Source organism: Daejeonella sp. AP26 (assembly GCF_056680515.1).
Window position 1 is genome coordinate 4142943 of the sequence record NZ_CM155286.1, and the last position, 15290, is coordinate 4158232.

General features: G+C 45.9%; 12 protein-coding genes. 8 read left to right on the top strand and 4 right to left on the bottom strand.

Going from position 1 to position 15290, the window contains the following annotated elements; translation table 11 throughout:
• Positions 1–24 precede the first annotated feature (24 nt).
• The 4 genes from AC1MCB_RS17630 to hflX form a co-directional block, all read right to left on the bottom strand.
• Complete coding sequence (locus tag AC1MCB_RS17630; RefSeq protein ID WP_479966034.1) at positions 25–723, bottom strand: peptidoglycan DD-metalloendopeptidase family protein; 699 nt, start codon at positions 721–723, stop codon at positions 25–27.
• On the bottom strand, positions 720–1349 hold the full coding sequence (gene trhA, locus AC1MCB_RS17635) for a PAQR family membrane homeostasis protein TrhA (RefSeq protein ID WP_479966035.1): 630 nt from the start codon (positions 1347–1349) through the stop codon (positions 720–722). The genes AC1MCB_RS17630 and trhA overlap by 4 nt, the downstream gene beginning before the upstream one ends.
• A gap of 5 nt (positions 1350–1354) precedes the next feature.
• Positions 1355–1732 (bottom strand): 30S ribosome-binding factor RbfA, encoded by a 378-nt coding sequence (gene rbfA, locus AC1MCB_RS17640; protein ID WP_479966036.1) that lies wholly within the window; start codon positions 1730–1732, stop codon positions 1355–1357.
• Positions 1733–1797: 65 nt separating this feature from the next.
• Positions 1798–2985 carry a GTPase HflX gene (gene hflX / locus AC1MCB_RS17645; protein WP_479966037.1) on the bottom strand — a complete coding sequence of 396 codons (1188 nt, stop codon included), beginning with the start codon at positions 2983–2985 and terminating at the stop codon, positions 1798–1800.
• Between the two features lie 614 nt (positions 2986–3599).
• Here hflX and AC1MCB_RS17650 point away from each other — a divergent pair.
• The 8 genes from AC1MCB_RS17650 (at position 3600) to AC1MCB_RS17685 (ending at position 15243) form a co-directional block, all read left to right on the top strand.
• Complete coding sequence (locus tag AC1MCB_RS17650; RefSeq protein ID WP_479966038.1) at positions 3600–4217, top strand: DUF6266 family protein; 618 nt, start codon at positions 3600–3602, stop codon at positions 4215–4217.
• Positions 4218–4923: 706 nt separating this feature from the next.
• Entirely contained in the window at positions 4924–5148 is a 225-nt protein-coding gene (locus AC1MCB_RS17655; protein ID WP_479966039.1) for a nucleotidyltransferase family protein, read from the top strand.
• Between the two features lie 229 nt (positions 5149–5377).
• Entirely contained in the window at positions 5378–5578 is a 201-nt protein-coding gene (locus AC1MCB_RS17660; protein ID WP_479966040.1) for a hypothetical protein, read from the top strand.
• A gap of 584 nt (positions 5579–6162) precedes the next feature.
• Positions 6163–6495: a hypothetical protein gene (locus AC1MCB_RS17665; RefSeq protein WP_479966041.1), complete on the top strand. Its 333-nt coding sequence runs from the start codon at positions 6163–6165 to the stop codon at positions 6493–6495.
• A 131-nt stretch (positions 6496–6626) separates the two neighbouring features.
• A complete protein-coding gene (locus AC1MCB_RS17670; protein ID WP_479966042.1) occupies positions 6627–7307 on the top strand; it encodes a helix-turn-helix transcriptional regulator in 681 nt (226 codons plus the stop codon).
• A gap of 201 nt (positions 7308–7508) precedes the next feature.
• Positions 7509–8333: a DUF3575 domain-containing protein gene (locus AC1MCB_RS17675; RefSeq protein WP_479966043.1), complete on the top strand. Its 825-nt coding sequence runs from the start codon at positions 7509–7511 to the stop codon at positions 8331–8333.
• 59 nt (positions 8334–8392) lie between these two features.
• Positions 8393–14560: a M6 family metalloprotease domain-containing protein gene (locus AC1MCB_RS17680; protein ID WP_479966044.1), complete on the top strand. Its 6168-nt coding sequence runs from the start codon at positions 8393–8395 to the stop codon at positions 14558–14560.
• Positions 14557–15243: a hypothetical protein gene (locus AC1MCB_RS17685; RefSeq protein WP_479966045.1), complete on the top strand. Its 687-nt coding sequence runs from the start codon at positions 14557–14559 to the stop codon at positions 15241–15243. The genes AC1MCB_RS17680 and AC1MCB_RS17685 overlap by 4 nt, the downstream gene beginning before the upstream one ends.
• Positions 15244–15290 lie beyond the last annotated feature (47 nt).

Genomic DNA, 15290 nt, shown 5'->3' on the forward strand with positions numbered 1-15290 from the left:
TTTAACGAAAATTTTGATGATTTGTTAGAAAGTAAAAGCTAGCAGATCATTGGGATCCGGACAGTTTAGCAGATATTCTTCCCGCTGCGGGAAAGCACATACTCCGGGATAATCACCCTCATAATTGCCCATGTCAAAGATGAGCTGAAGATGTAGATGCGGAGGCCAATGGCCGTTTTCTGCCGCTATACCAAAGTCTGCAAAGTGACTTCCTTTCGAAATCATTTGACCCTTATTCAAGCCGTTTAAGCTGGCCAGGTTTAAATGCCCGTATAAACTATGAATTGTCAGATCGCCGAGTTGATGCGCTAATATGATCGTCGCACCATAATCGCCAAACTGGTTATTGAAGTGAAAGCTATGTACCCGACCTTCCAAGGGATTATAGATTGGAGTTCCGGATGGTCCCCATATGTCAACACCTAAATGTAAACGGCGAGGCTCGGTGTCAACTCCAAAAAGACTGCTGCGGGCGTAAAGAGTGCGGTGTTCATTATAGCCTCCAATTCCGTACCGGCTGTTGCACCGGTTCAACTGCTCTTCAATCCATTCTGAAAAGAGATCGGTATCAGCAATAGTCTCCGGACTTAATGCCGTGTTATTGGCTGTAAAATCAAAGCTCATTAGCCGATCAGTTGCCCGGTTGAAGTCAACCACTTTTCCAATCTTATCAGAATGACTTAACAGGTATTCTTTAAATGCAATGGCTTTGTCAGCGCTCATGAATATAGATACTGGTAGTTGAAAATGTAATGAGATACCGCTCCGGCGATCACAAATAAATGCCAGATCTCGTGGGTGTGAACATAGCGGCTGAGCGGCTTATCCTGGTAGTAAAAGATGGTGCCCGAAATGTAAAATAAACCACCGGTCAAGATCCAGCCGATGGCTGCAAAGGGTAGCTTTTCTACTATATTATTCATCAGCGGAACGATCAGTGCTCCCATACTGATATAGATAGCGAGTGAAATACCGTCATGCCGCAGCCTGTTAAATATTTTCAAGAGGCCGCCTGTAATGGCTATCAGCCACACCACACCAAACAGGGCCCAGCGGATCCAGCCATCAAACACCAGTAAAGAAATCGGAGTATAAGAACCAGCGATCATCAGGTAAATGCAGCAATGATCAAATTTCTGCCAGTACCTCACACTATGCTCGTTATTGGGATAGCCATGATAGATGGCACTGATGCTAAAAAGGAGGAACGAACAGATGCTGTAAACCCAGGCTGCGGTAGTTTCTGTGGGAGTATCTGCCATCTGCAGCAGCGCATAGCCGGCCGGTATAACCAGTATGGCAGGTATTGCATGGGTAAAGAAATTTACTGGTTCGCGGATAGCCCTCATTCGGATTATTGTTCAGGCTCTTCCGGCTGGCGGGGTTCTTTACTAATCTTATCAAAAATCTTATCCATACGTTCCACATATTCGCTGGTATCATCTATAAAGAAGTCAAGCTGCGGAACGATGCGCGCCTGGTCTTTGATGCGCCCACCCAGCTTATACCTGATCTCCCCGGCGTGAGATTTAATGGTAGCTATCGCCAGTTCCTTGTTCGGACTATTAAAGAAACTAAGATATACCCGGGCCAGAGCCAGGTCAGGCGATACCCGCACTTTTGTAACGGTTAGCATAGTGCCCGGAAGGTAGTTCATTCCTTCACGTTGAAATATCTCTGCCAGGTCTTTTTGAATTACACCGGCAAATTTTTGTTGTCGTTTACTTTCCATGAGTGGGTCTTCTATTTAATGACTGGCTGAATGATCAGGCCGGTCATTAAAATTGGGGATGTATTTTAATATAAGAGTTTGTCATACGGATAGCGCTTCGTATGAATTGCTTTGACCTGCTCATAAAGTAACGCTCTGAATTCATCAATATTCTCGCGGTTTAACGCGGAGATGAAGATTGCAGGGCTATTATGTTTATTCATCCAGCTGTTTTGAAAATCAGCGAGCGTTGGTGGCGGCACATCATCCTGCGGATCAAAATCTGCAGGCTTATAAGCATCAATTTTATTGAAAACAGTGATGATCTGCTTATCAATGGCGCCCAGTTCTTTCAGCGTCTCATTAACGGTAAAGATCTGGTCTTCAAAATTACCATGCGAAATGTCAACTACATGAATCAGTATGTCCGCTTCTCGAACCTCATCTAGTGTCGATTTAAAACACTCTACCAGGTGATGCGGAAGTTTCCGGATAAAACCTACTGTATCTGAAAGCAAAAACGGCAGGTTCTCGATCACGACTTTTCGGACGGTGGTATCGAGCGTAGCAAACAACTTATTCTCAGCAAACACGTCCGATTTGGAAATCATGTTCATGATGGTCGATTTCCCCACGTTGGTATAACCAACCAAAGCCACACGAACCAGCTGAGTTCGGTTTTTCCGCTGGGTTTCATTCTGCTTATCAATTTCCTTTAAGCGCTCCTTCAATAAAGAGATCTTATTCAGAATTAATCGTCTATCCGTCTCAATCTGGCTCTCACCCGGTCCACGCATCCCGATTCCACCTTTCTGACGCTCAAGGTGAGTCCACAAACGTGTTAAGCGGGGGAGTAGGTATTGAAGTTGCGCCAATTCCACCTGCGTTTTAGCTTGGGAAGTTTGTGCACGACGTGCAAAAATGTCCAGGATCAGGTTGCTTCGGTCAAGGATCTTTACCTGCAATTCGTTCTCTATATTTCGCAGTTGCGACGGAGATAGCTCATCATCGAATACAACGATGTCGATCTCCTCGGATTTTACAAAAGCGTTAATCTCTTCCAGCTTCCCGGTACCTACAAAAGTCGCTCTATCCGGGCGTTGCATTTTCTGAGTAAAAGAACGCACAGTTTCTCCGCCCGCCGTATCTACCAAAAACTCCAGTTCATCAAGATATTCTTTAGTTTCTTCTTCTTTTTCACCAGGGGTAACAATTCCAACAAGTATGGCTCTTTCAGGCTTTATCGCGGTATCAAAAAATTTTTGTCTCGGCATATGGTATTAACAAGCTACAAAGATAAAGTTTTCAGGGTTAACAGGTTTATCCGGTTACAGTTATCCCGGGACATTATGATTTTGGGAGTATATTCTGAAGAATGTCTGAACTTTGTTATTGTCTGAACTGTGATTTTTATGATTGAATGAAAGAGACTATGATTCAAGGAGGTTATCATCCTTACTATAAATCATAGCCTTCATCAAATCATTTCCTTTAACGCTGAAGCTTTAGCTGCTATGAAATCATAGATTTCATTAAATCTTTCTCATCAGAGTTCAAGACTTAGCCGCTAGATAATCATAGCCTTCATTGAATCATTCCCATCAAAGTGCAAGACTATGCGCGCCGCAGATCATAGCCTTCATCAAATCATTATCATTAAAGTTCAAGACTTATCCACAATAAAATCATAGTCCTCATTAAATCATTCCCGTCAAAGTTCCAGACAACTTTACCGCCGCCCTCGGCGGATCCATGGTTGTCTCCCATTTCAGTTTCCTACTAGTTTCTTAGTAGTTTCCTAGTAGTTTCCTAGTAGTCTGGTAGTAAGATCTTACTAGTAGGTTACTATTAAAGTATTATCATTATATTACAAAAAATTAATTAATGTATGGCAATTTTAAAATATGGTATAAACGGTCCCTTTAGCGGGAAAGTCGGGTCGGTTGTTGGAACCACCTGGAAAGGGAAAGATATTATTCGGTCGAGGCCCAAACCGCCCACCAGTTTCAGTGATCCACAATTGGCAAACCAGATGAGAATGAGAATGGTTCAGGCTTTCCTGGGAAAACTGATTGAACCGCTGCGCATTGGCTTTCGCGATGACTTCATTCTGCCGGCTGCTTATAACAGCGCCGTGTCCTATCACAAAAAGTTTGCTTTCGGAGGCGAGTATCCGGACCTTTTCATCGACCTCCCTAAGGTTAAGATCGCCCAGGGAATGCTTTGGATCCCCGAAGAAATAACCGTGCAAAACGACGATGCCCATATTGAACTGAGCTGGTCGACCAGTCTGGAAGATAACGCCCGGCATGACGACCAGTTATTGGTGGTTCTATGGGATGAGACGAAGAACTTAGCTCAATACAGTCTGCAGGCTTATCGATCTGCGGGGACGTTTATCTGGGAGCCGGCTTCTCAAAGTGCTGGAGGTTATGTGTGGGCGGCATTTGTTCGTCAGGACAGGAGTATGCAGAGTGAGAGTAGGTATTTGGGGGTGCTGGGTTAACGGGGCATTTGTATTTTACCCAAACGATGCCGAAGGTATCGCAGGTTTATAGAGAGCATTTCGGTGGTCAGTTCGACCCCGAAGGTGGTCGCAGGTTCTTCATCGGTTGAATTGTGCTAATTGTATGACCCCTTGAGGGTCGATTCATCCATTATAGGTTTTTCTATAAACCTGTGATCCTGAAGGGATCATTATGTTGTTCTCAGCAAATGACATTACTAAGAGCGGAGCAGATAATTATGAGCTAATGATGCTTACATTTTCACGTAACGATGCCGACGGTATCGAATGTTTGTAGAGAATATTATTGGGTGGTAGTTTGACCCCGAAGGTGGTCGCACTATTCCTATCAGATACCAAATCTGGTAGTTGTACGACCCCTTCCGGGTCGATTCATCCATTATCGGTTTTTCTATAAACCTGTGATCCCTTCGGGATCATTATCATCACCGACGGAATGGAAAATGCCAGCAAGCATTATTCAAAAGAACAGATCCGGAAAATCGTGGTCAATCTGACCAGCCCAAAGGCTGGGAATTTCAATTCTTTGGCGCTAATATCGATGCCTTCGCCGAGGCTGAGAATATCGGGATCACCAGAGACAAGGCAGAGGCTTGGGATTATAATCAAGCGGAGTGAGGGAAATGATGAATAAGATGAGTGTGAATACGAGCGGACACTGCTTCCACTTATTTCTGCACAGTTTATGCAAGCACTAATTAAAAACAGCCTTCCGGAAGTAAAACAATTGATGCGTACCTACAGCGTAGAAAAAGCTTGCGTTTTTGGCAGTGCGGCTCGCGGAACGATGGAGGAAGACAGCGATGTAGACTTTCTTATCCGCTTCCTTCAGATATGGATTTTGAAACCTATGGGACTAACTACTTTGATCTTATGTATTCGCTGCAGGATTTATTGGAAAGGGATGTAGAGCTGGTAGCAGAGGAGACTATTAGTAATTCGTTTTTATTGGAAAGCATTAATCGTGATAATCTGATCGTTTTATAGATCGATTAAAGAAGATGATTTCCTGGAAAGGACGGTACGGGCTAAGAGAGCTAATTAGTTCGGAGAATTGTAAGGTTTACCGGTCAATATCCAATAATAATTCTCTTTGGTGTATATTTGTATAGGAAGTACTTAACAAATTGATGTCTAGCATGGGTGTGCATTTTGTATCAGACGAAGACGGCCGAATTACAGCCGTTCAAGTGCCTATCAACGTATGGAAGGAGCTGGAACGGAAGGCAGATGCTTTTGATGTTGCTGAAAGCATTAGAAAAGGGTTAAAGCAAGTTGAACAAATAGAGAACGGAGAAATTACCGCTAAATCATTTGAGCGCTTGCTGAATGAGCTTTAGCATTATACCCACACCTAATTTTGAAGTCGAACTTAAAAGGCTGTTCAAAAAGTATCCCTCAATTAAATCTGATATTGCTATTCTGGGTGAATCTCTCATGGAGTCTCCACTTCAAGGAATTTTGATTTTTAAAAGTTGCTATAAAATCAGGTTTTCTATTAAAAGCAAAGGGAGTGGGAAAAGCGGTGGCGGTAGGTTAATCACCTTTGTAAAAGTTCAAAATGAGCGCATTTACCTCCTTTCTATTTACGATAAGTCAGAGAAATCCACTGTTTCAGATAAAGATATTCGGAATTTGTTGCGCGATATACTTAGATAGGTTGATGTGGCTTGTGTATCTGACCTTATTTCCTATTGCGTGATTTCCACCAATTATTTATATTCGTTCTGCGTTGTAAACAGGTCTCTCTTTTTCTACACCGCATAGATTTCGCCGTACCCTTTAGATAAGCCGATTCTCGTCCAGCGTTTAGTTTTATGTGTCAACCCACTTAAAAAACGAGGATTTTATAACAGATCCAGTTTATCAACGGATCTGACCAGTATACACACAGATTATTCATTAACACAAAAACCTTACAGCAATGGCAAATCGTCCAATTCGCATTACAGGAATCGAGTCTGACGGCTCCCTGATTTTATCAGATCGTGGCACTACTCAGGTTAATCCGGGAGATACCGTCACCTGGATAATAGATCAAAATTCGGGCGTTGCGGAGATCACCGGAATCGATAATACCGGTCCGGATGATGTGTTTGCACCTAACGATCCGGCACCGGTTGGGAATTCATCAAACTGGCAGGGCATGGTTAATCCGCAAATACCACGCGGCTCTGAAGAAAATTATGTCATCAATTATTCCAGGGGTGGTGGCGGTGGAGGAAGCTTTGATCCTAAAATTCAGGTTAAGCCGTAGTTGCTCTTCCGGTCTCTTAAATGAAAGCCTGTAATTTTATGACAGGCGTTTATTGTTATTATCCCCTGTGGATAGCTATTTTTTTTCTTAAATTATGCTTAATCTGCCAGGTTATCCCCTAAGCATCTCTTATGAAAAAAAATTCTCAACAGAACGAGCGTGTCAAGAAATGTCTTGCACAGATTGCTGCAACTGCGGACATGGTTCCGGGTGTAATTATTGTTCATAGTATCCCTGAATTGCATATCAAATATATGTCGCCGCAAGGCCTGCGCGATTTGGGAATTTCCTTTGAGGAATTACAGAACCTGGGTCCGGAATATCATAACCGGTTTTTCAACCCGGAAGACGCTAAGCTTTACGTTCCGCGGATCCTGGCTTTTATCGAAGGCCGGTCTACCGATGAAAGCATGACGTTCTTTCAGCAGGTAAGAACAGGGGCAGGTGGAAGCTGGCGATGGCACTTCAGCTGTTTGAAAATCTTAATGCGCGATGAATTGAACAAACCCCTTTTGACTATTACGACTTCCTTCCCCGTTGATCCGTTGACTCACGTAACATCCAAGGTGGCCAGGATATTGAACGAGAACAGCTTTTTAAGAAAGCACTTTCATAATTTCTCAAAATTAGGAAAGCGGGAACGTGAGGTTTTAAAGTTGATGGCAATGGGCCAGGCGTCCGGCGAAATTGCAAGTCAACTATTTATCGCTCACTCGACCGTTGAAACACATCGTAAGAATATCAGACAGAAGCTGAAGATCACTTCGCATTATGATATTTCTCAATACGCGCAGGCATTCGATCTGCTCTAGTTTCAAAACCAATACATCCGTTTAGGGCTTTTTTTGTTTCACAAAATTAAGGTACATAATACCCGCTGATGGGTATTGTTTTCTGGTTGGTGAAGAGCCAACTTTAAGTGTCAGGCTTTTTAACGGGGTTCCATTCGCGGAGTTCTTTTTATTTATTGCCTTCTCTACTGCTTATTAGACTTCAGATTACAATCAGCCGATATGAAAAAGTACTCCATCAGGTTACTTAATTCAGCACTCGTGGTGCTGCTGCTCAACATCCTACCTGCTAATGCGCAGACAAAGATTGCAGACCAAATGGAAGAAGATAATGCATGGGAAAAAGGTACAGCCTCGTTTAAAAAAAACGGGTTCAAGATAAATGTATCGTCCCTGGTTTTAAACAACTTTAATTTCAATTATGAGCGCACGATAACGCGCAAGATGTCAGTGATTGCGGGATATCGCTATATGCACGTCAGTAACTTAAACAACCTGCCCCTGGCTTCCCAGGTCACCAGCAGGTTATCGGATGATAGCGGCCTGTTGAATGACCTGAACGCCATTAGCACGGGTAACAGCACCATAACTGCGGAGCTGCGACTCTATGGTGGCAGGCATCCCGGCGCAAGGGGTTTCTATTTATCGCTATACGGGCGCCATCTAAATATGGATGTAAATTATCTGATGGACTTCGTTACGGAAAGGAACACTTATCCGATTCCGCTGCAAAGTTCCCTTAAAGGTTTTGGCGGAGGATTAATGATTGGCTCGCAATGGTTGATTTCGAGGCGAATAATCTTCGACTGGTACATTATCGGGGCACATTATGGAAATTTAAAAGGCAATGCGGATGTGGTGGCTAACCTCAGTTCATTGACTGAGGAAGAAAAACTGCGGTTGCAGGACGAGATAGAAACGCTGGTTGAGTTCGGCGATAAAAGATATATCTCTGCCAGTGTAAATGACCAGGGGGTAAGAGGAATTGCCAAAGGCCCTTTTGCCGGTGTGCGCGGCCTGGGATTTAACCTGGGGTTTGCATTTTAGACAAATACAATAAAGGCCTTCGGGGGAAGGGCGACTATAACGATTGTTCATTCTGTTTTATGAAGAAATACTTATACCTCCTCCTGTTGATTCTTCTCGTTGGCAAGACCTCCAGCAGTCAAACATCCGAGCCATCATTACCTTATTGTTCCATTCCCGCTTCCCCCTATCCCATAACGATCAGGCAAATTGACGGATCGTTGTTAACGATCATTGGGAAAGGTTCGCAATGGAAATCGTGGACAGAGACGATCGACGGCTATTCGGTAGTTCAAAGGAATGGCATTTATGAGTACGCGAAAAAGGAGAATGGCCAATTGGTGCCAGGCGGTGTAGTTGCCCGTGACTTAATGAGGCGGACCGGTAATGAGGAAAAGCTGTTGCAAACGCTCCCCAAATCATTAGAACCGGACATTCTGACTGCCCCGAATCTAAAAGAGGCCCCACGATTCGCGGGATCGCCTACGGAAGTGAAAAGTTTCCCCGCTTCAGGGAAGCGGAGATCGCTGCTATTGTTGATCAAATACCCGGATCTCCCGGGTAGGTTCACCGGTGCTGATTTCGGCAATTTAATGAACCTAAAGGATTATAGAGGAACCGGAAGTTTTCGGGATTACTTTCTGAAAAGTTCATTTGGCCAGTTAGACGTGGAAACCGATGTCATGGAATGGGTAACGGCAAAGCAGCCTTATCAATATTATGGGTATCAAAATGGATATGGACGATCACAAGAACTGGTTAGAGAAGCTGTTGATGCAGCTCAGGCTGCAGGCGTTGACTTTTCGCAGTATGATAATGACAAGGATGGTATTGTAGATGGAATTAATGTAGTGCACAGCGGTCCGGGTGCTGAAGAAGGCAGCCAGGCACAGTATATCTGGTCCCATCGCTGGGGGCTTGGTGCACGACAAGTCATTTATGATGGGGTGAGGATAAATGATTATATCATGAACCCCGAGATTAGGATAAGGGGAAATAGTATAACCGGGATTGGCGTTTTCTGTCATGAATTTGGGCACTTACTGGGTTTGCCTGATCTGTATGATACTACCTTTGAATCGGAGGGTGTAGGTAATTGGTCTTTAATGGGCGGAGCTTCCTGGCTAGGCGGAGAACATTCCCCCGGAAATTTATGCGCGTGGAGCAAATTTACTCTGGGCTGGATCAATCCCACTACCATTTCATCGTCAGGGACATATACCCTTAATGCGGCAAGTGAAAATGCCGAGTGCTTCAGGGTAAACACAGGGCTTTCGAATGAGTATTTTTTAATTGAGAACAGGCAAAAATTGGGTCTGGATACGGAGTTGCCGGGTAGTGGTTTAGCAATCTGGCACATCAACTCAAATCAATCGTCAAATACTAATTTTAATCGAAAATTGGTTGACCTGGAAGAAGCTGACGGTTTAGATGAACTAGATAACAGGGGATTTGGTCGGGGTGATGACGGTGACTTGTTTCCGGGGTCATCAGTTAATTCATCCTTCGATGACTTCACTAAACCCGACTCAAAAACTTATACTCTTGAAAATACCGGCATATTGATTAAGAACATTTCAATAGATGGCGCTGGAATCGGCTCATTTTCCTTTGAGGCATATAGTGGAGATTTCTCTATAACCTCATTTTCACCAACAAAAGCCAGCGTAGGCACCATCGTAAACATCACCGGAAGTAACCTGACGCTAACGAAAACAGTCGATTTCGGAGGTGTGCCGGCTGCTTCATTCTCGGTGGTTTCGCCCTCAAGCATCATGGCGGTGGTAGGGGGTGGTACAAGCGGCGCGGTTACGGTGGGCAACGGGAATTTGAACCGGGGGATTGATGGATTCAGTTTTTTTCACAAGCCAGAAGTCACTTCATTCTCTCCCAGAGCGGCCCTTGCCGGAGGATCGGTTAATTTAAATGGTAAAAATTTATTGGGGGCGACCGAGGTTAGTTTTGGAGGAACTCAGGCAGTTTCTTTTCAGGTTTTATCAGATACCACCATCACTGCGGTAGTAGGTGACGGAGCCTCGGGGGAGGTTGCTATTAGTACTCCTGGTGGTAATGCTTCCTTGCCGGGATTTAGTTTCCTTCTGCCCGCCTCGCCTACGATCTCCTCCTTTACGCCCGCGACCGTTTGCAGCGAAATCCCGGCGACCATAATGATCAGCGGAACGAACTTTACGGGTGTTACGGCGGTCAGCATTGGTGGCATCGCAGTATCCTCCTTTCGGGTAGAATCATCGTCAGTCATTGTGGCGATCTCGAACTCTCCGCAACAGGGAAGTATTGCCGTGACTACACCCGCAGGGGTAGCGATTTCGGCCAGTCCGCTGACGGTAAATCTGCTCCCGCAGGCTTTGATAAGTGCAGACGGGCCTACTAGTTTTTTTACCGGTGGAAGCGTCCGTCTATCCGCAAGTGCAGATTCGGGCTATCTGTATTCCTGGTATCGGGATGGGCAGGTGATAAGCGGCGAGAGTGATTCGGACTATACAGCTTCGCTAAGCGGATCCTATACGGTGAGCATCACATCAAATAACTGCTCAGCGATATCTCCGGCCGTAGTGGTAACGGTAAGTCCGGTTGCCCTGGTGCCAACCATCAGCTCCTTTACTCCCGCGGAGGCGTGCAACAACGATTCGGTAACCGTAAAAATCAGCGGAACGAATTTCACGGGAACTACGGTTGTCCGGATTGGCAGCTTTGATGCGAACTCCTTTGAAGTGGAATCGCCATCAAGCATTTCGGCGATCGTGAACGCCCGGCAAACGGGAACGGTTTCGGTGTCTACGCCCGGGGGAACAGCAGTTTCAAACAGCACCTTTACTGTCAATACAGTCCCTGTAGCGGTGGTCACAGCGGACGGACCTACCACATTCTTAAGCGGAGGCAGTGTGCTTTTATCGACTGATGCAGATTCAACTTACTCCTATGCCTGGTACTGGGACGGGCAGCTGATTAGCGGCCAGGCCAGTTCGACCTATCTGGCAACATCAGGTGGCTCCTACACAGTAAGCATAACTTCGAAGGGCTGTCAGGCAATTTCGTCAGCCTTGGTGGTAACCCTGAATACAATGCCAGCCATAACCTCCTTTACTCCTGAAGTTGGATGCAGTAGTACTCCCTTAACTGTAACGATCATTGGGACGAATTTTACCGGAGCCACCGCGGTCAGTATTGATGGAATAGCCGTCACTTCCTTCCAGGTGGAATCATCCACAACTATTACCGCCCTGGTTAATGCGCCCCGGTCAGGCAAAGTTTCCGTGACCGGGCCAGCTGGAACTGCTACCTCATCCGGTTCGTTGACGGTGAATCCACTCCCTCCGGCAGAAATCAGCGCTGGGGGACCCACCATCTTCGGAAGTGGCGGGAGTGTCCTATTATCTACCGAGGCGAACCCCGGCTATACTTATACCTGGTACCGGAACGGGGAGGAAATCAGCGGCGAGAGCAGTTCAGCTTATACAGCTAACGCCAGCGGATCCTATACGGTAGGCGTTATATCAAAGGGTTGCCAAGCGCTTTCTTCTCCGATTTTGGTGACCGTGAACCCCCTGCCGCCAGCACCTACTATCAGCTCTTTTACGCCAGCATCCGTGTGTGGAAACGACCCGGTTACCATAACTATCAATGGGACAAACCTTGCCGGAGCGACTGTGGTGAATATTGGTGGCTTTACAGCAGATTCCTTCGAGGTGGAATCACCTTCAACCATTCTGGCAGTTGTGAATTCCCCGCGCTCTGGGTCGATAACGGTGATCACTCCAGATGGGACAGCGACTTCTACAGGCACTTTTACAGTGACTCCAATGCCTGAGGCGGTGATACGTGCGGAGGGGCCTACCACTTTCCCGAGCGGAGGAAGCGTGCTTTTATCAGTCGATGCTGATTCAACTTACTCTTATACGTGGTATCTGGACGGGCAGCTAATCAGCGGCCAGGTTCAGTCTACTTATGTGGCAATAGTGGGTGGTTCCTATACGGCAGGGATTACGTCTAATGGCTGCCTGGTAATTTCAGCAGCCGTGGTTATAACGGTGAATCCGGTGGATACAGTGCCAACGATTAGTTCCTTTACACCTGAGACGGGATGCGGTCGAACACCGTTAACGCTGACGATCATCGGGACGAACTTTGCCGGAGCCACTGCGGTTAATATTGACGGGTTGGCCGCCACTTCCTTCCAGGTGGAATCATCTTCCACTATTACTGCCGTAGTCAATGCGCCCCGGTCAGGAAAAGTCTCCGTGACCACGCCAGCCGGGACGGCTATCTCATCTGATTCGCTGACGGTAAATCCACTCCCTCTGGCGGTAATCAGCGCGGGGGGACCCACGGTTTTCGTAAGCGGCGGGAGTGTCCTTTTGTCTACAGATGCGAATCCCGGCTATGTGTATGCCTGGTACCGTAACGGGGAGGAGATCAGCGGGCAGGTCAGTTCTACTTATACGGTAAGCGCTAGCGGATCTTATACGGTAAGCATAATATCAGGCGGATGCCAGGCGTTTTCTTCTGCACTTGTAGTGACCGTGAATCCGTTGGCCCCAGTACCCACCATCAGCTCTTTTACGCCTGCATCCGTGTGTGGAAACGCTCCGGTTACCATCACCATCCATGGGACAAACTTCAACGGAGCGAGTGCTGTTAGCATCGGCGGCGTTGCCGCCAGTTCCTTCAGGGTAGAATCAAACTCAACCATTTCGGCAGTGGTGAATTCCCTGCGGTCAGGCTCTATAACGGTGATCACTCCAGATGGGACAGCGACGTCGGCAGGCACTTTTACATTGAACCCTCTGCCTACGGCAGTGATACGTGCGGATGGTCCAACCACTTTCCTGAGCGGAGGCAGTGTGTTTTTATCAGCTGATACAGATTCTGCTTATTCTTATGCCTGGTATCGGGACGGGCAGGTGTTAAGCGGCCAGGTCAGTTCGACCTACAGGGCTTCGTTAGCCGGATCATATATGATAAGCATTAGGTCGAAAGGGTGTCAGGCAGTTTCGTCGGCGCTGGTGGTGACTGTGAACGCCCGACCTCCAGCACCCACGATCAGTACTTTTACACCCCCTGTCGTATGCAGCGGGTCCCCGGTTACATTGACCATCACCGGAACCAATTTTATTGGAACCACTGCCGTCAATATCGGGTCAATTGCTGCTACTTCTTTCCAGGTTGAATCGCCTTCTACTATCTCAGCGGTCATCAATGGGCCAGTGTCGGGAAAAATATCCGTGACTACGCCTGCCGGGACTGCCGTTTCGGCTAACCCTCTGACGGTTAACCCGCTGCCCCGCGCGGTAATTCGGGCAGGCGGCGCCACAAGTTTCTTTACAGGGGGAAGCGTGCTATTATCCGCAGATGCAAATCCCGATTATACCTATGCCTGGTATCGGAACGGGGAGGTGATAACCGGCCAAAGCAACTCAGGTTACACCGCTACCACAAGCGGGTCGTATACGGTGACAGTTAATTCGGGAGGATGCCTGACGATATCCCCGGCAATTGTGGTGTCGGCAATATTTAACCTGCCGGTAAATAATTTCAACATTTCTACAGTCGGGGAAAGTTGTAAAACCAGTGATAATGGGCAAATACATATTTCTGCCGTAGAGCCATTAGCTTATAAGGCTGTAATAACCGGAAGCGGAAAAACGAATTCTTATACTTTTGAGAATAATCTGGATATCAATGATCTTAGTGCAGGTTCTTATAAAATTTGTATTACAGTTGATGGTCAGCCGGATTACGAAATGTGCTACGATCTGACCATATCTGAACCCAAGGACCTCGCTGTTTATGCTTTTGTAAATAATGACCAAAAGACAATCACTTTAAATTTGAATGGTGCCACATTATACCTGATTGAGCTCAATGGCATTGCTTCACAGACGTCAAATAGTACCCTTACACTTCCTTTAACACAGGGAGTTAATAAGATCCGGATTGCGACAGACACAAAGTGCCAGGGGATTTTTGAAAAGATTGTCAACGTGTCCCGGGAAGCAATAGTATTCCCGAACCCTTTTACAAGTGTTTTGAATGTTAATCTGGGGAACTCCCCTGGGTCTAAAGTTTTAACAGAGATCTATAGCATCGAAGGAAGGCTTATGCAAAAGCAGGATCATATATTCTCAGAAATTCTTCAGCTGGAACTATCAGCGCTAAAAGCCGGATTTTATACCCTGAAACTAACGATAGATCATTCTGAGACTTACTATAAAATTGTCAAACTATGATACGACTAATCTCAGCAATTATCCTTCTGGTCCTCGCCGTACCGGGATGTAAAAAAAAGGAGCACCCTATTCTTCCTCCAGGGAAGGCAATGCTGATATCTCCCCGGAATAACGAGGCTTGCACCACGGGTAACGTAATAAGTGAGACTGAGAGCATTGTGCTGTTTGAGTGGAACATGGCACCAAATACCGAGAACTACCGTTTGACCTTAAAAAATCTTAAAACGGGCGAGGTGATTGATAAGGAATCGAAAGCTACTAATCTGGAAGTTCGAATAATGAAGAATACGCCATACTCATGGTTTATTAGTTCCGGATCATCCAAAACCACAAGCAGTGCTCAAAGTGACACCTGGAAATTTTATAATTCCGGACCGGGCGAAACTTCAAATGCGCCATTCCCTGCAGAAATAAAGAAGCCATTAATGGGCCAAACAGCTACAGCAACCAACGGCAATATTACACTTGACTGGGAAGGTAGTGATGTAGATGATGATATTTCGAATTATGACGTCTATATCGGGTTAAATAACCTGCCTGCATTATTGAAAAGCAATGTTTCTGAAAGCATTCTAAATGATGTTGCTGTTGAATCAGGCAAAACATATTTCTGGAAAATTGTCACTAGGGATACCAAGGGTAATACTTCGGGTTCTGCTGTTTTCCAATTCGTTGTTAATTAGCTAAATGTTCATTGTTGTTGCCGGGATAATGATGATCAAAGGCCGCA